Source organism: Rhizobium sp. 01T437, from assembly GCF_056398505.1.
Genome location: NZ_JBFTPM010000039.1, coordinates 1 through 23866, shown reverse-complemented (window position 1 = coordinate 23866; position 23866 = coordinate 1). Strand labels below are relative to the sequence as shown.

Genomic DNA, 23866 nt, shown 5'->3' with positions numbered 1-23866 from the left:
TCCTTCGCGCACTCTCTTTCCAAGTATCCTATCGTCAGAGTGAAATCTTCTCAACCGTGAAGAAAGTCAGAGCTTGCGGACTGAACTCGGACTGGTGCCGTAGAGGCCGCGAAAGAGGCGTGAAAAATGCGCAGCGCCGGAAAAACCTGTCGCAATGGCGATCTCGGAGATCGACAGCGGGCTCTGCTCAATAAGCCTTCGGGCGTGTTGCAGCCTGATGCGTCTATATTGCTCGAGGAAGGTCGTATCGAGGTGAGCGGCGAACAGGCGGTCGAGATGGCGCGGTGTCACCCCGGCAATGCGGGCCATGGCTGCACGATTGAGGGGCATCTCGATGGTTTCCTCCATCTTCTCCAGGACGCTCAGCAGACCCGGATGGTGCACGCCGTAGCGCTCTGCAAGCGAAGCGCGCTGCGGTGCTGTCGGCTGACCGACCTCGGTATGCAGGAACCAGTCGCTGACCCGGCGGGCGAAATCCGGCCCCATGCGCTCGGCGATCAGCGCATGCATCATGTCGAGCGGCGCAATGCCGCCGCCGCAGGTAATGCGGTTGCCGTCGACGACGAAACGCGCCTGGCGCGGCGACAGGTCGGGAAAGGCTTCGAGAAGTGCCGGCGCATGCTCCCAATGGATTGTAAAGTCACGGCCTGTCAGCAGCCCGGCCTCGGCCAGCAGATAGGGGCCGCCCGAAATGCCGCCGATGCGCACGCCTTCGCGCGCGAGCTGCCGTATGCAGGAAAGCACGGCCGGATAGTGCCAGTCGCGCGGCGAACCGCCGGCACAGACGAAGACAGTGCCGAGCCCAAAACCGCGACCGGGAAGCGGCGCGGCCGGAACCGGTACGCCACCGGAAGACAACACCGCCCCGCCTTCCGGCGAAAAGAACGAGATACGGTAGATTTCCCGCCCGGCAAGCAGGTTGGCTGCGCGCAGCGGCTCGCTCGCCGAGGCATAGGACATCAGGGCAAATCCCGGCAGAAGAATGAAGCCGATGGAATGCAGGTTTTTTGCTTCGATAGACGCCATGTCCCTTTCTTATCGATAAATGTCCTAAACAGGCAAGTCACACCTCGCCTTTCTGGCATCATGGCACCAGCTCCCACCGGATCTATCCATGCGCTATTCCGCTCTCTCCATCTTCTTAAACGGGCTTCGCGGCAACAATGGCTGGGCGCCTGCCTGGCGCCAGCCTTCGCCGAAGCCGCATTATGACGTCATCATCGTGGGTGGCGGCGGCCATGGTCTTGCGACGGCCTATTATCTCGCCAAGACGTTCGGCATCACCAATGTCGCCGTGCTGGAGAAGGGCTATCTCGGCTCCGGCAATATCGGCCGCAACACGACGATCATTCGGTCAAACTACCTGCTGCCCGGCAACAACCCCTTCTACGAGTTGTCGATGAAGCTCTGGGAAGGGCTGGAACAGGATTTCAACTTCAATGCCATGGTTTCGCAGCGCGGCGTGCTGAACCTCTTCCATTCCGATGCGCAGCGCGATGCCTATACACGGCGTGGCAATGCCATGCGCCTGCACGGCGTCGATGCAGAGCTCCTCGACCGGGCAGCGGTCCGCAAGATGCTGCCCTTCCTCGATTTCGACAATGCCCGCTTCCCCGTCATGGGCGGCCTCCGCCAGCCGCGCGGCGGCACGGTGCGCCACGATGCGGTCGCCTGGGGCTATGCCCGCGGCGCCGACAGCCGCGGCGTCGACATCATCACCAATTGCGAGGTCACCGGCATTCGCAGCGAGAATGGCAGGGTGACAGGCGTCGAGACCACCAGGGGCTTCATCGGCTGCGGCAAGCTGGCGCTCGCTGCCGCCGGCAATTCCACCGTGGTCGCCGACATGGCGGGCTTGCGCCTGCCCATCGAGAGCCATGTGCTGCAGGCCTTCGTCACCGAGGGGCTGAAACCTTTCATCGATACCGTCGTCACCTTCGGCGCCGGCCATTTCTACGTTTCGCAGTCGGACAAGGGCGGCCTCGTCTTCGGCGGTGATATCGACGGCTACAATTCCTATGCCCAGCGCGGCAATCTCGCCACTGTCGAGCACGTCGCCGAAGCCGGCGTGGCAATGATCCCATCGCTGACGCGGGTCAGATATCTGCGCAGCTGGGGCGGCGTGATGGACATGAGCATGGACGGCTCGCCGATCATCGACCGTACCCATATCGACAATCTCTACCTGAATGCTGGCTGGTGCTACGGCGGCTTCAAGGCAACACCCGCCTCCGGCTATTGCTACGCCCATCTGATCGCCCGCAACGAGCAACACGAGACGGCGCGCGAACTGCGTCTCGACCGTTTTCGGCGCGGCTATCAGATCGATGAAAAGGGCGTTGGCGCCCAGCCCAACCTGCATTGAGGACGTGATGCTATGGCAAGCCTGATTTCCTGCCCTCATTGCGGCATCCGTCCCAAGGAGGAATTCACCATCCGGGGCGATGCGAGCCTGACCCGGCCGGCAGCCGATGCCGGTGCAGACGCCTGGTACGACTACGTCTATCTGCGGGACAATCCGAGGGGATGGCACAAGGAGTACTGGCACCATTCCTCCGGCTGCCGGCGCTGGCTGATCGTCGAGCGCGACACCGTCACCCATGCCGTTCACACCGTCAGCGATGCCGCGCTTGCCAAGCTCGGAGGTGCGGCATGACGAGTTCGCGGCTTCCCGGCGGTGGGCGGATCGACCGATCGAGCACGCTGAACTTTACCTTCGATGGCAGACAACTGGCCGGCCATCCCGGCGATACGCTCGCCTCCGCCCTTCTTGCCAACGGCATCCAGCTCGTCGGCCGCAGCTTCAAGTATCACCGGCCGCGCGGCATCCTGACGGCGGGCGCGGCCGAGCCCAACGCGCTGGTCACGACGGGCACCGGCGGCCGCACGGAGGCCAATACGCGTGCCACGATGATCGAACTCCATGACGGGCTCATCGCCCGCAGCCAGAACCGCTGGCCTTCGCTCGGCTTCGACATTGGCGCCATCAACGGCTTGCTGTCGCCCTTCCTGAGCGCCGGCTTCTACTACAAGACCTTCATGTGGCCGGCCGCCCTTTGGGAAAAGCTCTACGAGCCGCTGATCCGCAAGGCCGCCGGCCTCGGCAAGGCTTCCTACGAACCGGATCCGGATTCCTACGAGAAATGCTGGGCTCACTGCGACCTGCTCGTCATCGGCGCGGGGCCTGCCGGCCTTGCAGCGGCGCTGACGGCAGGACGCGCTGGTGCCCGCGTCATCCTTGCCGACGAAGATTTCGCGCTCGGCGGCAGTCTGCTCCTCGAAAACGGCACCGGGCTGCAGGACATGCTCGACGAACTCGAGGGCCTGCCGAATGTCCGTCTCCTGCCACGCACCACGGCCGTCGGCTGGTACGACGACAATGTCTTCGGCGCCGTCGAGCGTGTGCAGAAACATGTGGCACTGCCCGATCCGCATCGGCCCATCGAGCGCCTCTGGCGTATCATCGCTAAACAGGCAATCCTCGCCTCGGGCGCCGAAGAGCGGCCGCTCGTCTTCGGCGGCAACGATATTCCAGGCGTGATGATGGCCGGCGCGATGCACAGCTATCTCGGCCGCCAGGCGGTGACGCCCGGCGCCCGCACTGTGATCTTCACCAGCAATGCGTCCGGCTATCGCACAGCGGCCGCGCTCGAAGCCGCCGGTGTCGATGTCGCCGCCATCGTCGACAGCCGCGATGCAACTGACAATGCCTGGTCCGGACGCGCCCGCGTGGTGAACGGCAGCCGCGTGCTCGACGCGCATGGCGGCAAACGCCTGCGCCATGTCACGATCGAGACCGCTTCGGCAACGCAGCACATCGAGGCGGACGCACTTGCCATGTCCGGTGGCTGGAGCCCGATCATCCAGCTTGCCTGCCATCGCGGCGCAAAGCCGGTCTGGTCGGAGGAAAGGGCAGCCTTCCTGGCGCCGGAACGCCAGCAGGGCCTGTCGATCGCCGGCTCCGCGGCCGGGCTCGGCTCGATGGAAGCCTGCCTCGGCGACGGCGCGGCCAAGGCCGTCGAGGCGCTGCAGGCGATCGGCTTCGTCAAGGTCGTGGCCGCCTTCGCGCCCGTCGAAGAAACCGAGGCAGCATCAAAGCCGCTCTGGTCCGTCAAGGGCGGAAAGGGCAAGGCCTTCGTCGACTATCAGAACGACGTACACCTCAAAGATCTCGGCCTTGCCGTTCGCGAGGGATATGGGCATGTCGAGCTTGCCAAACGCTATACGACCAGCGGCATGGCGACCGACCAGGGCAAGCTATCCAATATCAATGCGATCGGCATCCTGGCCGAGACCCGCGGCGTGTCGCCTGCCGAAGTCGGCACGACCACATTCCGTCCCTTCTATACGCCTGTCTCCTTCGGCGCGCTGACGGGCGGCTCGCGCGGCCGTCATTTCCAGCCGGTGCGCAGGTCACCGCTACATGGCTGGGCCAAGAAGAATGGCGCCGTCTTCGTCGAGACCGGGCTGTGGTACCGCTCCTCCTGGTTTCCACGTGCGGGGGAGACGAGTTGGCGCGAGAGCGTCGACCGCGAGGTGCTGAACATCCGGCAGAATGCCGGCATCTGCGACGTCTCCACCCTCGGCAAGATCGAGGTCTTCGGCAGGGATGCCGCTGCCTTCCTCGACCGCGTCTACTGCAACGGCTTTGCCAAGCTGCCGGTCGGCCGGGCGCGCTACGGCATCATGCTGCGCGAGGACGGCATGATCTACGACGACGGCACGACGAGCCGCTTCGCCGAGGACCATTTCTTCATGACGACGACGACGGCACTCGCCGCCGGCGTGCTGACCCATCTCGAATTCTGCGCCCAGACGCTCTGGCCGGAACTCGACGTCCGTTTCGCCTCCTCGACCGACCAATGGGCGCAGATGGCGGTCGCCGGCCCGAAATCGCGCGCGATCCTTTCCGAGATCGTCGACGAGGATATTTCCGATGCCGGCTTTCCCTTCATGAGCGCCCGCGTGGTCTCGCTCTTCGGCGGCTCGCTCGAAGGACGACTGTTCCGGATCTCCTTCTCCGGCGAACTCGCCTATGAACTCGCCGTGCCGGGCGGCTACGGCCAATGGGTCGCCGACCGGATCATGCAAGCGGGTGAAAAGCACGGCATCTGCCCCTATGGTGCCGAGGCGCTCGGGGTCATGCGCATCGAGAAGGGCCATGTCACCCATGCCGAGATCAACGGAACGGTTACGCCAGGCGATCTCGGCTTTGCCCGCATGGTTTCGGCCACCAAGCCCGACTTCATCGGCAAGGCGATGCTCACCCGCGAAGGTTTACAGGCCGAGGACCGCCCCCGTCTCGTCGGTGTCAAGCCGCTCGATCCAGCGACGAGCTTCCGCACCGGTTCCCATATCCTTGCCGAGCATGCGGCCGCGACCCTTGAAAACGACCAGGGCTATGTGACCTCGAGTGCCTTCTCCCCGAGTCTTGGCCATACGATCGGCCTTGCGCTCGTCAAGCGCGGGCCGGAGCGCATAGGCGAAAAGGTCTTGGTCTGGAATGGCCTGAGAAACGAATTCACCGACGCGATGCTCTGCAGTCCCGTCTTCATCGATCCCGACAACGAGAAGCTCCATGCCTGAACGTCCAGAACACAAGCCGGCCCTCGCTGGCAAGGCGACAGTTGAAGGCTCCGGCATCCGGCTGGAGCCGCTGCCGGAAGGCCACCTCCTGCATGTCATGGGCGCAATCGACGGTGATAGCCTCGCCAACGCGCTCTCTGCCGCTGGACTGGCAACGAGCGCTGCGCGCGCGGCCGGTTATCAGCAATGGTATATAACAGGCGAGGAAAGCCTGCCGCCCTCGCGTATCGCGCTCCTTGCTGATCATTTGCGCGGCAGAGGCTTCGTCTGCGATCAGAGCCATGGCCGCATCCGCATCGCTCTTTCCGGTCCCCGCGCTGCGGACCTGCTCACTCGGGGAACGGCGGTCGACCTCGATCCCGCCGCCTTCCCCGTCGGCCAATCGGCCGTCACACTTTTCGGATATGTCTCCGTCCAGTTGACGCGCACGCAGGCGACGCGCTTCGAGCTCACGGTGCTGCGCAGCTTTGCCGAAGATCTCTACGAGATGCTCGAACACGTCGCGGCGGCCTGAGCGCAGGCCCTGAGGTCACATAGACACACAAAAGCCAGGCCCATGGTCAAGAGCTCAAAACAACGAACATAACCTCAGCGCATCATAGACGGCGGCATGGATGTTGCGGCTGGAAACCGCGTCGCCGATCCGCACGAGGTCGAAACGCCCCTCGCTATTGCGCAGCGGCAGCGGTGGCCGACGATTGATCAGGGCGGAATAGTCCACCGCACCAAGATTTCGCGAAAGCGGCTTCAGCTCAAGATAGGGCCCGTCATTGGCAAGCGTGCCATGTTCGACAACGACCTGGGAGACGCGCCGCTCCCACTGTGCGCCGTCCGCAAAATCCGACCCGAGTACGGCGACAAGGGCATTACCGTCGCGCCGGACGGATTTGAGCCGCGTGTTGATGGTGATCCTGACGTTCCGTTCTGCGAAGGTACGGGCATAGGGCACGTGGTTCATGCCCCCCATATCGGGCGCGAAAAAACGTTCGGGCGACACAAGCTCGAGCTCCGCGCCGCTTCTGGCAATCACCTCAGCCGCCGACATGCCCGGATGTCCCCCATTGTCATCGAAGAGCAGTACTGTGTCGGCGATCCTGACGCCGCCGGCGAGGATTTCCCAGGAAGAGGTCACAAGCTCATCGCCTGCATCGAGTTCGGGCTGCTGTGCGATGCCGCCGGTCGCAATGACAACGAGATCGGGTTCAAGAGCAATGACGTCACTTGCCTCTGCGTAGACATCATAGTGCATGCAAACACCCAGCCGCTCCAGTTCCGCCAGCCGCCAGTCGATAATACCAATCATCTCCTTGCGTCGGGGATTGCGGATGAGCAGATTGACCTGTCCGCCGGCCTTTCCGGTCGCTTCCAGAACATTCACCTCATGACCACGCTCGGCAAGCACGCGGGCGGCCTCGAGACCGGCCGGTCCGGCACCGACCACGACCGCCTTGCGGCGGATCTCCGCCTTGGGGATCTCATGCGGGATTTCCCCTTCACGACCGGTCGCGGCATTGTGGATACAGAGTGCCTCGCCGCCTTCGTAGATACGGTCAAGACAATAGGTGGCGCCGACGCAGGGCCGGATGCGCGCCTCCTGGCCGCTCTCGATCTTGCGCACGATATGTGGGTCGGCAATATGGGCGCGCGTCATGCCGACCATGTCGAGCTTTCCCTCGGCGATCGCATGACGGGCTGTTGCCACGTCACCGATGCGCGCGGCATGAAAGACGGGGAACTTGGTTATCGCCCTCACTTCGCCGGCAAAATCGAGATGCGGGGCAGACGCCATGCCCTGGATCGGAATGACCTCGGTGAGCGCGACATCGCTGTCGATATGACCGCGAATGATGTTGAGAAAATCGATATCGCCGGATCGCGCGAATCGTGTGGCGATCTCTATGCCTTCCTCGCGTGACAGTCCCTTCTCCCAGTCCTCGTCGGCGACAAGGCGCATGCCGACGATGAAATCCGGCCCAACCGCCTCGCGAACCGCCCGCGTGACCATGACAGAAAAACGCATGCGATTGTCGAGCGAGCCGCCGAATTCGTCCTCGCGCCGATTGGTCGCCGGCGACCAGAAACCATCCAGCAAATGGCCGTAGGCCTCGATTTCGATACCGTCGAGGCCGGCTTCCTGCATGCGCTGCGCAGCGCTCGCATAATCTGCAACGATGCGTTCGATGTCCCAGTCTTCGGCCTCTTTCGGGAAAGCCCGGTGCGCCGGCTCACGGATCGGTGAGGCTGACAGCACCGGCAACCAGTCACCCTTGTTCCAGCCTGTGCGGCGGCCAAGATGCGTGAGCTGGATCATGACCGCCGCACCGAACTCATGACAGTCGTCGGCAAGCATCTTCAGCCAGGGCACGATCTCGTCGCGATAGGCATGGAGATTGCCGAAGGATGGCGGAGAGTCAGGCGAGACGACCGCCGATCCCGCCGTCATCGTCAGCGCAATACCGCCTCTCGCCTTTTCCCTGTGATAGAGCCGGTAGCGATCCGTCGGCATGCCGTTTTCCGAATAGGCCGGCTCGTGAGCGGTCGACATGATGCGGTTTTTCAGCGTCAGGTGCTTGAGTTGGAAAGGCTGCAGCAGGGGATCTCTAGAGGTCATATCCGCTCTCGTCGCTTGGGTGGGAGTGGCAATCGAACCGCTATTCTGGCCGATGCCGCAACGAATGACGATCCGGCCGACGCCGCATTCTAGCCGGCATGCGCCCGCCGGCTGCGGCTGAGGTCGATTGCGGTGTGCCAGAGCACGGCTCCAAGGATGACGGCACCCCCAAAGAAGGTGGCAACCGGCGGCTGTTCGGAAAACATGAGCCAGACCCAGAACGGGGTCAACACAATCTCCATTGTTCCGATCAGTGCGGCTTCGGCCGGCGGCATTCGCCTCGCCCCGGCCAGGAAAAGCACGAGCGCCAGCGAAAAATTGGTCGCGCCGAAGGCTGCCAGCACGATCCAGTTGTGAAGATCGAGCGAGCCGACCGAGCCGAAAGGGGCGAAGATGACGAGCGTCAGGAAGGCGCTGACAACAGTCGGCGGCAGGCTCGGCACCTCGGGATTGATGCGCGGAATGATGATGACGAGCGCGAAGGAAACCGTCATGCCGAGCGCCAGCAGGTCGCCGAGCCCGGTCCCGCCGCCGATCGACGAGGCAACGATGACCGCAACACCCAGAAGAGAAATGCCCCCGGCAATCAGCGTGCGTCGGGCGACCCCCTCTTTCAGGATAATCCATCCGAACAGGGCGGCGATGAAGGGCGCGGTCGAGTAGATCATCGTCACATTCGCAACGCTGGTCATATAGAGCGCCCCGATGAAGCAGCCCTGACTGACGGTCTGGCAGACAATCATCGCCAGACCGGACGGATGCAGGATCGAACGCCATTGCTTTCGCGAAATCCCGCCTTCGAGGAACAGGCAGGGGATCAGCAGGAACAGCCCGCCGAACAGCGAGCGCCAGGCAATAGCGGTCCAGACGTCGGTCGTCAGGAGCCGCGAGTAGACCCCGCTGGCGCTCCAGGCAAGCGTCGCCCCGATGACGAGAAGGATGCCCTTCTCGCGCTCGCCGGCACCCAGGTGCCTGGCCGGATTTTCAATCGTCACGCAGGTTATTCTCGAAGGAGGAAAGTCAAACGCCCCTCCTTTCTGCACCCACAGTTGACATAAGACAAACGAATAGTAGAGATGGATACCATCGATTTTTTCTATGGCTATCCATGCGCGAACCCATTGAGAGCGATCTACTTAGGACCTTCCTTGTCGTGGTCGAGACTGCCAATTTCTCGGGAGCCGCCCAGCGCGTCGGCAGGACGCAGTCTGCGATCAGCGCGGCAATCAAGAAGCTGGAGGAGACGATCGGCGAAACGCTGTTCGAGCGTGGCGCCCGAGGGGTCGTGCTTACGCGTCAGGGTGTCCAGCTTGTCCCCTATGCCCGGCGTGTCATTGATCTCCTGAGCGAGGCCGCAGCCACCATCCGCAGCAAGCCGCTCGGCGGTCCGGTTCGAATCGGCATCCCCGAGGAATACAGCCAGACGGTGCTGCCTGCCGCACTTGCTGCCTTTGCCGTGCGTCATCCCGCCGTCGAAGTCACGGTCTCCTGCGACTATACCGTCCGCAACATCGCCGCCCTCGAGCGCGACGAGCTCGATCTCGCCGTCGTTTTCGACTGGAGCGATCAAATGAGTGGCGAAGTGCTCTGCATCGACCCGACCGTCTGGGTGACATCGATCGTCCACCGGCTGCACGATATCGACCCGCTGCCGATCGCCACCTACAGGGACTCGAGCTGGTGTCGCGAGTTTGCATTGAAGTCGCTGCACCAGCTCGGACGCAATTACCGGGTCGCCTTCATTGCCGACACCAGTTCCGGGCTGAAGAACGCCGTGACGGCCGGTCTTGCCGTGACGACGCTGTCGCGCAGCAATATCCCGCCCGGCTGCCGCGAACTGACGACGGAGGACGGCTTCCCGCCGGTCGATTCCTCCAAGGTCGTTCTTCGTCGCAACACATTCCGGTCGAGCGAAGCGGTTCGCGAACTCGCCGACATGGTCCGCGACGCCTTCCAGCCTATGGCCGCGCCTCCGACGGCCTGACCGGACGCTTCAGCCGTCGCCTCGTTTCCGAAGGGCTTTCGGAATAGCTTGCCCTATAGCTTCGCGCGAAGGCGGAGGCCGAGTTGAAGCCGGTTGCGGCTGCAATGTCGGCGAAGGACGCCGTCGTCTCGATCACCCTGCGCCGCGCCGCGTTCAGTCTGAGGGCAAGATAGTGGATATGGGGCGGCGCAGCGATCGACGCCTGGAAGAGATCCTGCAGGTGCCGCGCGCTGATGCCGACCCTGCGTGCAAGCCGTGCCAGCACGATCGGCTGCTCGATATTTTCCTCCATCAGCCGCACGGCGTGGGCCACCCGTGGATCGTCCATGCGCAAGCCTGCCGATAGCGCCTCGTCGGCGTGAAAGGATGGCTGCTCGTAGCGGAACAGCCGGCTGACCTCAAGCGCCAGCGAATAGCTCTGACGCCGCCGAATGACCTCCAGCATCAGGTCCACGGTCGGCAACGAGCCTGATGTGGTCAGCCGCTTGCCGTCGATGACGAACCGGTCCTTGACGGCCGACACCTGCGGATAGGCGAGCGCGAAATCCTCGTAGTCCTCCCAATGGACGGTCGCCGACAAGCCGTCGAGCAGGCAGGCTTCGGCAAGCAGCCAGGTGCCGGATTCGATGCCGGCGATCATGGTCCGGTGGCGTGCCGCCTGCGATAGCTGCATTTTCAGGCCCGCCGTCGCGCTTTGCCGCCAGTTGTAGCTCGCCAGCACGAAGAGCGGCGTATCCGATGCCGTGGTCTGGAACGTTCCCTGCGTCGGTATGGCAATGTGGCTGGTTGTCGGCACCGCTTCTCCATCTGGCGTAAAGATGCGCCAGCGGTAGAGCTCGCTGCCGGAAATGCGGTTTGCTCCGCGCAGCGGTTCGATGACAGAGGCAATGAGGATGAGGTTGGTGTCCGGCAGGACAAGAAGATCGATGTCGAGCCGTTCCGTCGATCGCTCCAGCAAACTCCCCTCCCTGGTGTTCCGATAATGTATCGATCGATTCCGAAAATGCAAAGCATCCTCTCCCGTCCTGGCGCGTAATGCCCTCAAGACGAGGGAGAACAACAAACATGCCTCTTGCGATGAACCGCGATGTTTTCATCACCTGCGCCGTCACCGGTGCCGGCGATACGGTTTCGAAATCCAGCCACGTTCCCATTACTCCCAAGCAGATCGCGGATTCCGCGATCGACGCCGCCAAGGCTGGGGCGGCAGTCGTTCACTGCCATGTCCGCGATCCGGAAACGGGTGCCGCGAGCCGCCGCAACGACCTCTACAGGGAGGTCACCGACCGCATCCGTTCGGCAGACGTCGATGTGGTGCTGAACCTGACGGCCGGAATGGGTGGAGACCTGATTTTCGGCGACGTCGAAAGCCCCCTTCCCTTAAAGGCGAAGGGGACGGACATGGCAGGGGCAACCGAGCGCGTCAGCCATGTTGCAGAATGCCTTCCCGAAATCTGCACGCTCGACTGCGGCACGATGAACTTCAATCTCGGCGACTACGTCATGACCAACACGCCCGCCATGCTGCGGGCAATGGCGAAGAAAATGACCGATCTCGGTGTGCGCCCCGAGATAGAGGCCTTCGACACCGGCCATCTGTGGTTTGCAAAGCAGCTCGCCGAAGAGGGCCTGATCGAGGATCCGGTGCTCATCCAGCTCTGCATGGGCATTCCGTGGGGTGCCCCTGACGATCTCAACACCTTCATGGCAATGGTCAACAACGTCCCCGATAGCTGGACCTTCTCGGCCTTTTCGATCGGTCGCAACGCCATGGCCTATCCGGCTGCCGCGGTTCTGGCGGGCGGCAATGTCCGCGTTGGTCTGGAGGATAATCTCTATATCGGCAAGGGCGCCCTCGCCACCAATGCGCAACTCGTCGAAAAGGCCGTGCAGGTGGTCGAAGGCATGGGCGCGCGGATCATCGGTCCTGAGGACGTCCGCAAGAAACTGAATCTGAGGAAGCGCTGAGGGCGAAATGACAGGGATTACCAAAGCGGCCTGTATCGGCGGCGGCGTCATCGGCGGCGGATGGATTGCACGTTTTCTGCTTGCCGGCATTGATGTCAGCGTCTTCGATCCGCATCCGGAAGCAAGCCGTATCGTCGGCGAGGTCATTGCCAATGCGGAAAAAGCCTATGGGATGCTGACCGGCGCACCGCTGCCGCCACGCGGCCGGCTCACCTTCGAAAAGTCCCTGCAAGAGGCCGTCTCCGGTGCCGACTGGATCCAGGAAAGCGTGCCGGAACGGCTCGACCTGAAGCGCGGCGTCTTGAACGAGATCGATGCTGCCGCACGCCCGGATGCCCTGATCGGCTCGTCTACCTCGGGCTTGCTGCCGAGCGACCTGCAGCGTGACATGAAGCATCCCGAGCGTCTCTTCGTCGCCCATCCCTATAATCCCGTCTACCTGCTGCCGCTGGTGGAAATCGTCGGCGGCGAGAAAACCTCGAAAGCCACCATCGAGGCTGCGATGGAGCGTCTGGTCCCGATCGGCATGAAGGGCGTCCATATCGCCAAGGAGATCGAGGCCTTCGTCGGCGACCGGCTGCTCGAAGCGCTCTGGCGCGAAGCGCTCTGGCTCATCCATGACGATATCTGCACCGTCGAGACGCTCGACGACGTCATCCGCTATTCCTTCGGACTGCGCTGGGCGCAGATGGGCCTGTTCCAGACCTATCGCATCGCCGGCGGCGAGGCTGGCATGCGCCATTTCCTTGCCCAGTTCGGCCCGTGTCTCGCCTGGCCCTGGACAAAGCTTACCGACGTCGTCGATCTCGACGAAGCGCTGATCGAGAAGATCGGAAAACAGTCCGACGAACAGGCTGCCGGCCTTTCAATCCGCGCTCTGGAGCGCATCCGCGACGAAAACCTCGTCGGCATCCTGCAGGCGCTGAAGGCTGGAAACGACGGCAAGGGTTGGGGCGCTGGCGAATTGCTAAAGGATTTCGAACGTGCCCTTTGGGCCGCAGGCGGTGGGAAAACCGCTCCTGCCGATCCCACAGAGCCCCTGAAGCTCGTCGAGACGAAGGTGAGCCCCGCCTGGGTCGACTATAATGGCCATATGACGGAGCATCGCTACCTGCAGGTCTTTGGCGACACCTCCGACGCGCTCTTGCGCCTGATCGGGGTCGATCTTGCCTATGTCGAGGCCGGGCAGAGCTACTATACGGTCGAGACCCATATCCGCCATCTCGGCGAGGCAAAGCTCGGGCAGGCCATCCATTCGACCTGCCAGATCCTCGCAGTCGATGAGAAGCGGCTGCACCTCTTCCACACCATCTGCGACACCGAGAGCGGCGCCGTGCTCGCCACTGCCGAGCAGATGCTGCTGCATGTCGATACCGGGGCCGGCAAGGCGACCCCTGCGCCAGCCGCCGTGTTCGACAAGGCGAATGCTATTGCCGCGGCTCACTCAAAGCTGCCTCCCCCTGATGGGACCGGCCGCCATGTCGGCCAGAAACGATAAGGAGATCGTCATGGATTTCGGCCTCAGCGAAGAACAGGAAATGATCGTCGAGACGGTCCGCGGCTTCGTCGAAACCGAAATCTATCCGCATGAGAACGAAGTCGAGCGCACCGGCATCGTTCCGCCGGATCTCGCCGTTGAGATCCGGCGCAAATGCATCGACCTCGGCTTCTATGCCTGCAATTTCCCCGAAGAGGCCGGCGGCGCCGGCCTCGACCATGTCACCTTCACGCTGGTCGAGCGCGAGCTTGGCCGCGGCTCCATGGCGCTGACAGTCTTTTTCGGCCGTCCCTCGGGCATCCTGATGGCCTGCGAGGGCGAGCAGCGCGAACGTTATTTGCTTCCTGCCGTGCGCGGAGAAAAGATCGACGCGCTGGCGATCACCGAACCGGACGCCGGTTCCGACATGCGCGGCATGAAATGCACCGCTCGCAGCAACGGCAGCGATTTCGTCCTCAATGGCACCAAGCATTTCATTTCGCATGCCGATGCCGCCGATTTCATCATCGTCTTTGCCGCAACCGGCGAGGAGGAAACGCCAAAGGGCCTCAAGAAGAAGATCACCGCATTTCTGGTCGATCGCGGCACGCCGGGCTTCGAAATTCTCAAAGGCTATGATTCCGTCTCCCACCGCGGCTATCACAATTGCACCCTGAGCTTTGCCGACTGCCGTATTCCGCAGTCCCAGGTGCTTGGCGAACTGCATCGCGGTTTCGAGCTTGCCAACCAGTGGCTCTACGGCACGCGGCTGACGGTCGCCGCCACCTGCGTCGGCCGGGCGCGGCGCGTCTTCGACATGGCTTTGTCCTATGCCGCCGAGCGCAAGCAGTTCGGCAGGCCGATCGGCGCCAACCAGGGCGTCTCCTTCAAGCTTGCCGACATGATCACGGAGATCGACGCAGCCGACTGGCTGACGCTTTCGGCGGCATGGCGCCTGGATGCCGGCCTATCCTCCGATCGCGAAATCGCGTCGGCCAAGCTCTACGCCTCTGAAATGCTTGCCCGCGTCACGGATGAGGCGATCCAGATCTATGGCGGCATGGGCCTGATGGACGACCTGCCGCTCGCCCGGTTCTGGCGTGATGCACGCGTCGAGCGCATCTGGGACGGCACATCGGAGATCCAGCGCCATATCATCAGCCGCGATCTCCTGCGGCCTCTGGGAGCGTAGCCGATGACGTCGCGCCCGCTCGAGCGCCTGTTCAGACCACAAACGATCGCCGTCTTCGGCGGCCGCGAGGCGCGCCAGGTGATCGAACAGTGCGACCGGATGGGGTTTGCGGGTAAGATCTGGCCCGTTCATCCGACGCTCGATGAGGTCCTCGGGCGGCGGTGCTACAGAAACGTTTCCGAACTGCCCTCTCCGCCAGACGCGGCCTTCGTCGGCGTCAACAGGACATTGACCATCGAGATCGTTCGCAGCCTGTCGGCGGCTGGCGCCGGCGGCGCAGTCTGTTATGCCTCGGGCTTCAGCGAGGCCGTAGCGGAACTTGCCGATGGCGCCGACCTGCAACAGGCGCTGATTGCCGCCGCAGGCGACATGCCGATCCTCGGGCCGAACTGCTACGGCTTCATCAACGGCCTCGACGGCGCGTTGCTCTGGCCCGACCAGCACGGCATGACGCGCGTCGAACGCGGCGTGGCGATCCTGACCCAATCGTCGAATATAGCGCTCAACCTGACCATGCAGACGCGCGGCCTGCCGATCGCCTATGTCGTGACATCAGGCAACCAGGCGCAAACTTCGCTGTCCGACGTCGCCTGTGGCCTGCTTTCCGACCCGCGCGTGACGGCACTTGGCCTGCATGTCGAAGGCTTTGGAGATCCAGCCGCGCTCGAACGCCTCGCCGCCACCGCCCGCCTGACGAAAAAGCCTGTTGTCGTGCTGAAAGTCGGCCGGTCCGAACAGGCAAGACAGGCAACGCTTTCCCATACCGCATCGCTTGCCGGTGGCGATGCCCTGGCCGATGCAGTGCTTGCCCGCCTCGGCCTTGGCCGCGTCGAAACGCTGTCGACGCTGCTTGAAACGCTGAAGCTCCTGCATGTCGCCGGACCGCTGCCAGGCCCTTTGATCTCCTCGATGAGCTGTTCAGGCGGCGAGGCCTCGTTGATGGCGGATGCTGCAATCGGGCGCGCCGTCACGTTCCGGGACCTCGAACCAAGGCAATTGCCGCGTCTGAGACGCATCCTCGGCGACATGGTGGCGCTTTCAAATCCGCTCGACTACCACACGTTCGTGTGGGGCGATCTCGCGCGCCAGACAGAGGCTTTCACTGCCATGTTCGAGGGTGGCTACGCCCTTAATCTCGTCGTCCTCGATTTTCCCCGCACCGACCGGTGCAGTACAGCCGACTGGGTGACGACGGCGGATGCCGTCATTGCCGCGGCCTCTGCGACAGGCGCACTCGCCGGGATCCTGGCGACCTTGCCCGAGACCATGCCGGAGGCTATCGCCAGCCACCTGATCGCCGAGGGCGTCGTTCCCTTCTGCGGCATCGATGAAACCCTGATTGCCGCGGAAGTCGCAGCCGGCATCGGCCATGCCTGGCGCAAACCGCCTCCCCTTCCGCTTCTCAATGTGTGGTCCGTTGAAGGCGCGGTCGAAACGCTGACGGAGGCCGATGCCAAGGTGGAACTCAACCTCGCAGGCCTTCGGATACCCAAAGGCCTGATTGCGAGTACGCCCCTTCAGGCGGCAGATTGTGCTGAGCGGATCGGCTTTCCCGTTGTCCTGAAAGCGCTCGGCGTCGCGCACAAGACCGAAGCAGGAGCGGTCGTACTCAACCTGAAGGATGCCAGAGCCGTATCGGACGCCGCATCAAAGATGGCTGCGACGAGCGGTTTTCTGGTCGAGCAGATGATCGACCGTCCCGTCGCCGAGCTGATTGTCGGCGCCTCCCGCGACCCGGTTTTCGGATTGTCGCTGACGCTCGGCGCCGGCGGGATTTTCGTCGAATTGCTGGAAGATTCCGTCATTTTGCCGCTACCGACGACGAGATCGGATATTTCAGAGGCAATTTCACGCCTGAAGATCGCAAAGCTGATCGACGGCTATCGCGGACGCCCGAGAGGCGATCTCGAAGCGACCGTGACGGCTGTCGCACGGGCGGCAGATTATGTCGTAATGAATGCGGCACGGCTGGAGGAACTCGACATTAATCCATTGATGGTTCTTCCCGAAAGTCGCGGCGTTGCCGCAGTCGATGCCCTGATCCGGCGAAGGAGGTAGCATAGGTTGAGCGACCCCATTTGCACCCGACAGGTTGGCGCAGTGCTGGAAGTCATCATCGACCGGCCGAAGGCAAATGCCATCGACCTTGCCACCAGCCGCGCCATGGGACTGGTCTTCCGTGATTTCCGTGACGACCCTTCGCTGCGCGTGGCGATCATCTCCGGTGCGGGCGAGAAATTCTTCTGTGCCGGATGGGACCTGAAGGCTGCCGCAGCAGGCGACGCGGTCGACGGCGACTATGGTGTCGGCGGTTTCGGCGGGCTGCAGGAACTGCGCGATCTCAACAAGCCGGTCATCTGTGCTGTCAACGGCATCTGTTGCGGCGGCGGGCTGGAGATCGCGCTCTCCGCCGACCTGATCCTCGCAGCCGAACATGCGACCTTCGCCCTTCCGGAAATCCGCTCCGGCACGGTTGCTGATGCCGCCTCGGTGAAGCTGCCAAAGCGCATCCCCTATCATATCGCCATGGACATGCTTTTGACCGGCCGCTGGCTTGACGTCCAGGAGGCGCATCGCTGGGGTTTCGTCAACGAAATCCTGCCAGCGGACAAGCTGATGGAGCGGGCCTGGGATCTTGCCCGTCTGCTCGAAAGCGGACCGCCGCTCGTCTACGCGGCAATCAAGGAAATCGTGCGTGAATCGGAGGGTTCGACCTTCCAGACTGCCATGAACAAAATCACCAAACGGCAGTTTGCGACAGTCGACCGACTTTATTCGAGCGAGGACCAATTGGAAGGCGCACGGGCTTTCGCCGAGAAACGAACCCCTAACTGGAAAGGACGGTAACAAGGCGGCGGCAACCGCATCATCTTCCCGCAAGCGTGCGGGCACCACGAACGGAAGAGGAAACCGTTCGGGGATCATGCCCAAAAACCGAAGTCAACGCACCATAAGAAGGAGAAGGGGAATGAACGACTACACGAAATATCTCGCAAGCCGGGTGACCGCCGGTGGCCTCAGCCGCCGCGAATTCCTGGGACGCGCCATGGCAGCCGGCCTGACGCTTGCTGTTGCCGACAAGCTCTTTACCGAAAGTGCCGAGGCCGCCGAACCGAAGCGTGGCGGTCATCTGAAGCTTGGCCTGGAGGGTGGTGCAGCCACCGATTCGAAGGATCCGGCGAAGTTCCTGTCGCAGGTCATGTTCTGCATCGGCCGCTGCTGGGGCGACATGCTGGTCGAATCCGATCCGCTGACGGGTGCTGCCGTGCCGTCGCTTGCCGAATCCTGGGAGCCCTCGAAGGACGCCGCGACCTGGACCTTCAAGATCCGCAAGGGGGTCAAGTTCCACGATGGCAAGGAACTGACCATCGACGACGTCGTTGCGACGCTGAAGCGTCACACCGACGCGAAGTCGGAATCCGGCGCGCTCGGTGTTCTCGGTTCGATCAAGGAGATCAAGGCCGACGGCGGCAATCTCGTGCTGACGCTTTCCGAAGGCAATGCCGACATGCCGCTGCTGCTGTCGGACTACCATCTGGTCATCCAGCCGAATGGCGGCGTCGACGATCCGCTGGCCTCGATCGGCACCGGCCCTTACAAGATGACGAGCTTCGAGCCCGGCGTCCGCGCCACCTTCGAGAGGAACAAGGACGATTGGCGCACGGACCGGGGTTATGTCGATTCGATCGAAATCATCGGCATGAACGACGCCACCGCCCGCATCGCGGCACTGTCGTCCGGCCAGGTCCACTACATCAACCGCGTCGATCCGAAGACGGTCAATCTGCTGAAACGCGCTCCGAATGTCGAGATCCTCTCGACCGCCGGCCGCGGCCACTACGTCTTCATCATGCACTGCGATAAGGCGCCGTTCGACAACAACGACCTGCGCCTGGCGCTCAAATACGCCATGGACCGCGAGACCATGGTGGAGAAGATCCTCGGCGGTTACGGCAAGGTCGGCAACGACTTCCCGATCAACAGCACCTATGCGCTTTTCCCCGAGGGCATCGAGCAGCGCGTCTACGATCCCGACAAGGCGGCCTTCCACTACAAGAAATCAGGCCATAGCGGTTCGGTCCTTCTGCGTACCTCCGAAGTCGCCTTCCCCGGCGGGGTCGACGCGGCCGTCCTCTATCAGGAAAGCTGCAAGAAGGCCGGCATCGAGATCGAAGTCAAGCGCGAGCCGGGCGACGGTTACTGGACCAATGTCTGGAATGTTCAGCCCTTCTCGACCTCCTATTGGGGCGGGCGTCCGACGCAGGACCAGATGTATTCCACCGCCTATCTCTCGACGGCGGACTGGAACGACACCCGCTTCAAGCGCCCCGACTTCGACAAGCTGCTGCTGCAGGCCCGCTCCGAACTTGATGAAGCCAAGCGCAAGGACATGTATCGCACCATGGCGATGACGGTGCGCGACGAGGGCGGCGTGATCCTGCCGATGTTCAACGACTTCGTGAACGCCTCCACCAAACAGGTGAAGGGTTATGTCCACGACATCGGCAACGACATGTCGAACGGCTACGTCGCAACGCGCGTCTGGCTGGACGCCTGATGGCAAGGGGGCGCATGCCCCTCCGATCTTCAACGAAGCCGGGACCGTGGGATGAAAACCCGCGGTCCTCCCGACGTTTTAGCGCGAGGTCCTCGCCATGACCAATCCTGCCCCAAGCAATATCTTGCCCGGCCTCAGGTTCCGGCAGCGTTTTCCGCTACTTGCCCTCATCCTCGAGCGCTTCATGCTCAGCCTCGTCCTGCTTTTTGCCGTTTCCATCCTGATCTTCGGCGGCCTGGAAGCCCTGCCCGGCGATTTCGCCACCACCTATCTCGGCCAGTCGGCGACACCGCAGGCCGTTGCCAATATTCGCCAGGACCTCGGATTGAACCGCCCGGTCACGACGCGTTACGTCGAATGGTTCGGCAACGCCGTTCAGGGTGATTTCGGCACTTCCTGGGCCAGCAAGAATTCGGTGAGCGAACAGATCGGCAAACGCCTCGGCAATTCGCTTTTTCTGGCCGGTTTCGCAGCGGTGATATCAGTGCCGCTCGCCATCGGCCTCGGCATGGTCTCGGTGCACTTCCGGGGCCGCCTGCCTGACAAGATCATCAACGTCATCTCGCTTGCCGCGATCTCGCTGCCGGAGTTCTTCATCGGCTACCTGCTGATCCTGTTCTTCGCCGTGAAGTTCGGCATGGCCACGTTTCCAGCGACGGTCTACGATAGCATGGGCTTCGTCGAGCGATTGAAGGCGATCGCGCTGCCGACGGCGACCCTCGTGCTCGTCGTGCTCGCTCACATGATGCGCATGACGCGGGCTGCGATCCTCTCCGTCATGTCCTCGGCCTATATGGAGACCGCTGCGCTGAAGGGCCTTAGCGCCTTCCGCGCGATCGTCAAGCATGCCGCCCCTAATGCGCTCGCGCCGATCATCAACGTCGTCGCATTGAACCTCGCCTATCTCGTCGTCGGCGTCGTCGTTGTCGAAGTGGTCTTCGTCTATCCCGGCATGGGGCAATATATGGTCGATGCAGTCACCGTGCGCGACATGCCGGTCGTGCAGGCTTGCGGCCTGATCTTCGCCGCGGTCTACATCTTCCTCAACATGATGGCCGATATTCTCGCCATCATCGCCAATCCCAGGCTGAGGCATCCAAGATGAGATTGCGAGACATCCCCATCACCGCCTGGATCGGCATGTTTGGCATCGCCATTGCCTTCGTCTTCGCGATCTTCGCACCCTGGATCGCCCCCTATGGCGAGACGCAGGTCGTCGGCGACGTCTGGCAGTTGCCTGATGATCAATATGTCTTCGGCCTCGATAATCTCGGCCGCGACATTCTCTCGCGCCTGATCTACGGCGCGCGCACGACGCTGCTGGTCTCATCCTCCGCCACCGTCATCTCCTTCTCGCTCGGCGTCATCTTAAGCTTCACCGCCGCCGTCTCGCGCGGCCTCATCGACACCGTCCTGTCGCGCTTCAACGATCTGATGATGTCGATCCCGACGCTGATCTTCGCGCTCGTGGTGCTTGCTGTCCTGCCGCAGAACATCATCGTCCTGATCCTCGTCATGGCGATCCTCGATTCCACCCGCGTCTATCGTCTCGGACGTGCCGTGGCGCTCGATGTTGCGGTCATGGAATTCGTCGAGGCGGCGAAGCTCCGCGGCGAAGGAAAGGTCTGGATCATCTTCCGGGAGATCCTGCCGAACACGCTGTCGCCGCTGCTTGCCGAGTTCGGCCTGCGCTTCGCCTTCTCGATCCTGTTCCTTTCGACATTGTCCTTCCTTGGCCTCGGCATCCAGCCGCCATCGGCGGACTGGGGCGGAATGGTCAAGGACAATAAGGACGGCATTATCTTCGGCATCTCCGCAGCGCTGGTGCCGGGCACGGCGATCRCCGTGCTTGCCGTCTGTGTCAACCTCGTCGTCGACTGGCTCTTAAAACGCACATCCAGCCTCAAGGGAGGGCGCGGCGATGCCTGAGCTTCTTTCCGTTCGCAATCTGAAGATCGAAGCCACCAGCTACCCGCCCGGCGAAGCACCAAAGCGCGTGACGATCGTCGATGGGGTTTCCTTCGACCTGCAGAAGGGCAAGGTTCTCGGCCTTATCGGGGAATCGGGCGCCGGCAAGTCGACGATCGGCCTTTCCGCACTTGCCTATGGCAGGGGCGGAGCCGAAATCACCGGCGGCGAGGTGGTGCTCGACGGCGCCAATATCCTGGCGCTCGGCAAGAACGGCATCCGTCAAATCCGCGGCGCGCGGGTCTGCTACGTCGCGCAGTCGGCCGCCGCTGCTTTCAATCCTGCGCATCGGCTCGGCGATCAGGTGGTCGAAGCTTCGATCAAACATGGATTGATGAGCAAGGACGAGGCGCGCAAGCGCGCGCTTTATCTGTTCGGCGTTCTCGGCCTGCCCAATCCCGAAAGCTTTGGCGAGCGCTTTCCCCACCAGGTCTCGGGCGGCCAGCTGCAGCGCGCCATGACGGCGATGGCGCTCTGCTCCAACCCCGAACTGATCGTCTTCGACGAACCGACCACGGCACTTGACGTCACCACCCAGATCGACGTCTTGGCAGCGATCAAGCACGCCATCGAGGAGACCCATACGGCCGCTCTCTACATCACCCACGACCTTGCCGTCGTCGCCCAGATTTCCGACGACATCATGGTGCTGCGCCATGGCCGGACAGTGGAATATGGCAGTGTTCAGCAGATCATCGAAGAGCCGCGGGAGGATTATACCCGCGCCCTCGTCAATGTCCGGCAGAGCTTGCGACAGGAAGCAACCGACCAGTCCGACGCTTTATTGAAGGTCGAAAACGTCAGTGCCGAATATTCCAATGGCTTCAAGGTCCTGAACGATGTCAGCCTGCATGTGCCGAGGGGACAGACACTAGCGATCGTCGGTGAATCGGGCTCGGGAAAATCGACGCTCGCCCGCGCCATAACCGGGCTCTTGGCACCTAGCGCCGGGACGATCTCCTTTGCCGGCAAGCCGTTGACCGCCGACGTCAGGCACCGCCCACGCGACGATCTGCGCCGCATCCAGCTCATCTACCAGATGGCCGACACGGCGATGAACCCACGCCAGACCGTGCGCGACATCATCGGTCGGCCGCTGACCTTCTACTACGGCCTCAGGGGATCCACGAAAACGAACCGCGTGAAGGAATTGCTCGACCAGATCGAGATGGGCAACGGATTCCTGAACCGCTACCCGGCAGAACTCTCGGGCGGCCAGAAGCAGCGCGTCGCGATTGCCCGCGCGCTGGCCGCAAAACCCGAGCTCATCCTCTGCGACGAGCCGACCTCGGCCCTCGACCCGCTGGTGGCAGAAGGCATCCTGAAGCTGCTGCTGCGCCTGCAGGAAGAGGAAAAACTCTCCTATATCTTCATCACCCATGACATCGCCATCGTGCGGGCCATTGCCGACAGTGTCGCGGTCATGCATCGCGGCAGGCTCGTGCGCTTCGGCCCGAAGTCGAAGGCGCTCTCGCCGCCCTTCGACGACTACACCGACCTGCTCCTGAAATCCGTCCCGGAAATGGAGATCGGCTGGCTGGAAAAGGTGTTGACCACCCGCCGGATGGAAAGTGCCGGAAACTGAACCATCATGGCGGCCGATTGCGTTCAGCCGCCTGAAAGATTGCTTCCAAGGAGAACCATGAGCCAACGCTCCTTCATGACGATCGAAAACCAGTGGATCACGCTCGGTGACGGAACACGCCTTGCCGCACGCATCTGGATGCCCGACGGTGCGGACGCCGATCCGGTGCCGGCCGTCTTCGAATTCCTGCCCTATCGCAAGCGCGATGGAACGAGCCTGCGCGATGAGTCGACCTATCCGGTCTTTGCYGCCGCCGGCATTGCCGGGGTGCGTGTCGACATCCGCGGCTCGGGCGAATCCGAAGGCGTGATCGATGGCGAATATACCGAACTTGAGCTTGCCAATGCCTGCGAACTGATCGCCTGGATCGCCGCCCAGCCCTGGTGCAACGGCTCGGTCGGCATGATGGGCATTTCCTGGGGCGGGTTCAACAGCCTGCAGGTCGCRGCCCTTCGACCCCCGGCATTGAAGGCCGTCATCTCGATCGCCTCCACCGTCGACCGCTACAATGACGACATCCATTACAAGAACGGCTGTCACCTTTCCGCACAGCTCTCCTGGGCCGCGACCATGCTCGGCTACCAGTCTCGCCCGCCCGATCCTGCGATCGCCGGTGATCGCTGGAAGGACATGTGGCTGGAGCGGCTGGAAAACGAGCCCTTCTTCATGGAGGAGTGGCTTAGCCACCAGCGACGCGACGCGTTCTGGAAACACGGTTCGATCTGCGAGGATTTCTCAGGCGTCGAGATCCCGGCGCTGGTGATTGCCGGCTGGGCCGACGGCTATCGCAATACGCCGCTGAAGGCGATCGCGGGGCTTGGGACAGGAGCTAAGGCGCTGATTGGTCCCTGGGTTCACAAATATCCGCATTTCGCCTTTCCAAAGCCGCGCGCCGATTTCCATGGCGAAGCGATCGCCTGGTGGAACCGCTGGCTGC

Annotated in this window: 19 protein-coding genes; 15 read left to right on the top strand and 4 right to left on the bottom strand. The window is 62.7% G+C overall.

Features of this window, described 5'->3' with window-relative positions; genetic code table 11:
- Positions 1-66: 66 nt before the first annotated feature.
- The gene (locus AC1DM5_RS35015) at positions 67-1026 is read right to left on the bottom strand and encodes a GlxA family transcriptional regulator (protein WP_477823922.1); all 960 of its coding nucleotides are present in this window, start codon (positions 1024-1026) and stop codon (positions 67-69) included.
- Positions 1027-1114: 88 nt separating this feature from the next.
- Here AC1DM5_RS35015 and AC1DM5_RS35010 point away from each other — a divergent pair, with 88 nt between their 5' ends.
- The 4 genes from AC1DM5_RS35010 to AC1DM5_RS34995 are packed head-to-tail and all read left to right on the top strand — an operon-like array spanning position 1115 to position 6100.
- A complete protein-coding gene (locus tag AC1DM5_RS35010) occupies positions 1115-2365 on the top strand; it encodes a sarcosine oxidase subunit beta family protein (RefSeq protein ID WP_477823921.1) in 1251 nt (416 codons plus the stop codon).
- Between the two features lie 12 nt (positions 2366-2377).
- Complete coding sequence (locus AC1DM5_RS35005) at positions 2378-2656, top strand: sarcosine oxidase subunit delta (RefSeq protein ID WP_477823920.1); 279 nt, start codon at positions 2378-2380, stop codon at positions 2654-2656.
- Complete coding sequence (locus AC1DM5_RS35000) at positions 2653-5586, top strand: sarcosine oxidase subunit alpha family protein (protein WP_477823919.1); 2934 nt, start codon at positions 2653-2655, stop codon at positions 5584-5586. The genes AC1DM5_RS35005 and AC1DM5_RS35000 overlap by 4 nt, the downstream gene beginning before the upstream one ends.
- On the top strand, positions 5579-6100 hold the full coding sequence (locus tag AC1DM5_RS34995; RefSeq protein ID WP_477823918.1) for a sarcosine oxidase subunit gamma: 522 nt from the start codon (positions 5579-5581) through the stop codon (positions 6098-6100). The genes AC1DM5_RS35000 and AC1DM5_RS34995 overlap by 8 nt, the downstream gene beginning before the upstream one ends.
- A gap of 54 nt (positions 6101-6154) precedes the next feature.
- Here AC1DM5_RS34995 and AC1DM5_RS34990 read toward each other — a convergent pair whose 3' ends face one another.
- Together AC1DM5_RS34990 and AC1DM5_RS34985 are read right to left on the bottom strand one after the other, a co-directional pair.
- Entirely contained in the window at positions 6155-8197 is a 2043-nt protein-coding gene (locus AC1DM5_RS34990; protein ID WP_477823917.1) for an oxidoreductase, read from the bottom strand.
- Positions 8198-8286: 89 nt separating this feature from the next.
- Positions 8287-9192 (bottom strand): DMT family transporter, encoded by a 906-nt coding sequence (locus AC1DM5_RS34985; RefSeq protein WP_477823916.1) that lies wholly within the window; start codon positions 9190-9192, stop codon positions 8287-8289.
- 113 nt (positions 9193-9305) lie between these two features.
- Between AC1DM5_RS34985 and AC1DM5_RS34980 the strand changes: the two genes are divergently transcribed.
- On the top strand, positions 9306-10181 hold the full coding sequence (locus AC1DM5_RS34980; RefSeq protein ID WP_477823915.1) for a LysR family transcriptional regulator: 876 nt from the start codon (positions 9306-9308) through the stop codon (positions 10179-10181).
- Here the strand turns inward: AC1DM5_RS34980 and AC1DM5_RS34975 are convergent.
- Positions 10156-11139 (bottom strand): GlxA family transcriptional regulator, encoded by a 984-nt coding sequence (locus tag AC1DM5_RS34975; protein WP_477823914.1) that lies wholly within the window; start codon positions 11137-11139, stop codon positions 10156-10158. The genes AC1DM5_RS34980 and AC1DM5_RS34975 overlap by 26 nt on opposite strands.
- Positions 11140-11246: 107 nt before the next feature.
- Here AC1DM5_RS34975 and bcoG point away from each other — a divergent pair, with 107 nt between their 5' ends.
- From bcoG to AC1DM5_RS34925, 10 genes are all read left to right on the top strand, one after another.
- Positions 11247-12149: a 3-dehydrocarnitine:acetyl-CoA trimethylamine transferase BcoG gene (bcoG, locus tag AC1DM5_RS34970; protein WP_477823913.1), complete on the top strand. Its 903-nt coding sequence runs from the start codon at positions 11247-11249 to the stop codon at positions 12147-12149.
- Positions 12150-12156: 7 nt separating this feature from the next.
- On the top strand, positions 12157-13647 hold the full coding sequence (locus tag AC1DM5_RS34965; RefSeq protein ID WP_477823912.1) for a carnitine 3-dehydrogenase: 1491 nt from the start codon (positions 12157-12159) through the stop codon (positions 13645-13647).
- A 10-nt stretch (positions 13648-13657) separates the two neighbouring features.
- Positions 13658-14818: an acyl-CoA dehydrogenase family protein gene (locus AC1DM5_RS34960; protein WP_477823927.1), complete on the top strand. Its 1161-nt coding sequence runs from the start codon at positions 13658-13660 to the stop codon at positions 14816-14818.
- Positions 14819-14821: 3 nt separating this feature from the next.
- The gene (locus AC1DM5_RS34955; protein WP_477823911.1) at positions 14822-16876 is read left to right on the top strand and encodes an acetate--CoA ligase family protein; all 2055 of its coding nucleotides are present in this window, start codon (positions 14822-14824) and stop codon (positions 16874-16876) included.
- Between the two features lie 6 nt (positions 16877-16882).
- The gene (locus AC1DM5_RS34950; protein WP_477823910.1) at positions 16883-17665 is read left to right on the top strand and encodes a carnitinyl-CoA dehydratase; all 783 of its coding nucleotides are present in this window, start codon (positions 16883-16885) and stop codon (positions 17663-17665) included.
- Positions 17666-17786: 121 nt separating this feature from the next.
- Complete coding sequence (locus AC1DM5_RS34945; protein ID WP_477823909.1) at positions 17787-19376, top strand: ABC transporter substrate-binding protein; 1590 nt, start codon at positions 17787-17789, stop codon at positions 19374-19376.
- Between the two features lie 97 nt (positions 19377-19473).
- Positions 19474-20481 (top strand): ABC transporter permease, encoded by a 1008-nt coding sequence (locus tag AC1DM5_RS34940; RefSeq protein ID WP_477976816.1) that lies wholly within the window; start codon positions 19474-19476, stop codon positions 20479-20481.
- Positions 20478-21305 carry an ABC transporter permease gene (locus AC1DM5_RS34935; RefSeq protein ID WP_477976814.1) on the top strand — a complete coding sequence of 276 codons (828 nt, stop codon included), beginning with the start codon at positions 20478-20480 and terminating at the stop codon, positions 21303-21305. Before AC1DM5_RS34940 ends, AC1DM5_RS34935 begins: the two co-directional genes overlap by 4 nt.
- The gene (locus AC1DM5_RS34930; RefSeq protein WP_477823906.1) at positions 21298-22929 is read left to right on the top strand and encodes an ABC transporter ATP-binding protein; all 1632 of its coding nucleotides are present in this window, start codon (positions 21298-21300) and stop codon (positions 22927-22929) included. The genes AC1DM5_RS34935 and AC1DM5_RS34930 overlap by 8 nt, the downstream gene beginning before the upstream one ends.
- A gap of 57 nt (positions 22930-22986) precedes the next feature.
- A partial coding sequence (locus tag AC1DM5_RS34925; protein WP_477976812.1) for a CocE/NonD family hydrolase occupies positions 22987-23866 on the top strand: 880 nt, incomplete at its 3' end.

Excerpts from the sequence above, each read along its gene's own strand:
- AC1DM5_RS35015 (WP_477823922.1), bottom strand. The coding sequence starts at position 1,026 with ATGGCGTCTATCGAAGCAAAAAACCTGCATTCCATCGGCTTCATTCTT.
- AC1DM5_RS35010 (WP_477823921.1), top strand. The coding sequence starts at position 1,115 with ATGCGCTATTCCGCTCTCTCCATCTTCTTAAACGGGCTTCGCGGCAAC.
- AC1DM5_RS35005 (WP_477823920.1), top strand. The coding sequence starts at position 2,378 with ATGGCAAGCCTGATTTCCTGCCCTCATTGCGGCATCCGTCCCAAGGAG.
- AC1DM5_RS35000 (WP_477823919.1), top strand. The coding sequence starts at position 2,653 with ATGACGAGTTCGCGGCTTCCCGGCGGTGGGCGGATCGACCGATCGAGC.
- AC1DM5_RS34995 (WP_477823918.1), top strand. The coding sequence starts at position 5,579 with ATGCCTGAACGTCCAGAACACAAGCCGGCCCTCGCTGGCAAGGCGACA.
- AC1DM5_RS34990 (WP_477823917.1), bottom strand. The coding sequence starts at position 8,197 with ATGACCTCTAGAGATCCCCTGCTGCAGCCTTTCCAACTCAAGCACCTG.
- AC1DM5_RS34980 (WP_477823915.1), top strand. The coding sequence starts at position 9,306 with ATGCGCGAACCCATTGAGAGCGATCTACTTAGGACCTTCCTTGTCGTG.
- bcoG (WP_477823913.1), top strand. The coding sequence starts at position 11,247 with ATGCCTCTTGCGATGAACCGCGATGTTTTCATCACCTGCGCCGTCACC.
- AC1DM5_RS34965 (WP_477823912.1), top strand. The coding sequence starts at position 12,157 with ATGACAGGGATTACCAAAGCGGCCTGTATCGGCGGCGGCGTCATCGGC.
- AC1DM5_RS34960 (WP_477823927.1), top strand. The coding sequence starts at position 13,658 with ATGGATTTCGGCCTCAGCGAAGAACAGGAAATGATCGTCGAGACGGTC.
- AC1DM5_RS34955 (WP_477823911.1), top strand. The coding sequence starts at position 14,822 with ATGACGTCGCGCCCGCTCGAGCGCCTGTTCAGACCACAAACGATCGCC.
- AC1DM5_RS34945 (WP_477823909.1), top strand. The coding sequence starts at position 17,787 with ATGAACGACTACACGAAATATCTCGCAAGCCGGGTGACCGCCGGTGGC.
- AC1DM5_RS34940 (WP_477976816.1), top strand. The coding sequence starts at position 19,474 with ATGACCAATCCTGCCCCAAGCAATATCTTGCCCGGCCTCAGGTTCCGG.
- AC1DM5_RS34930 (WP_477823906.1), top strand. The coding sequence starts at position 21,298 with ATGCCTGAGCTTCTTTCCGTTCGCAATCTGAAGATCGAAGCCACCAGC.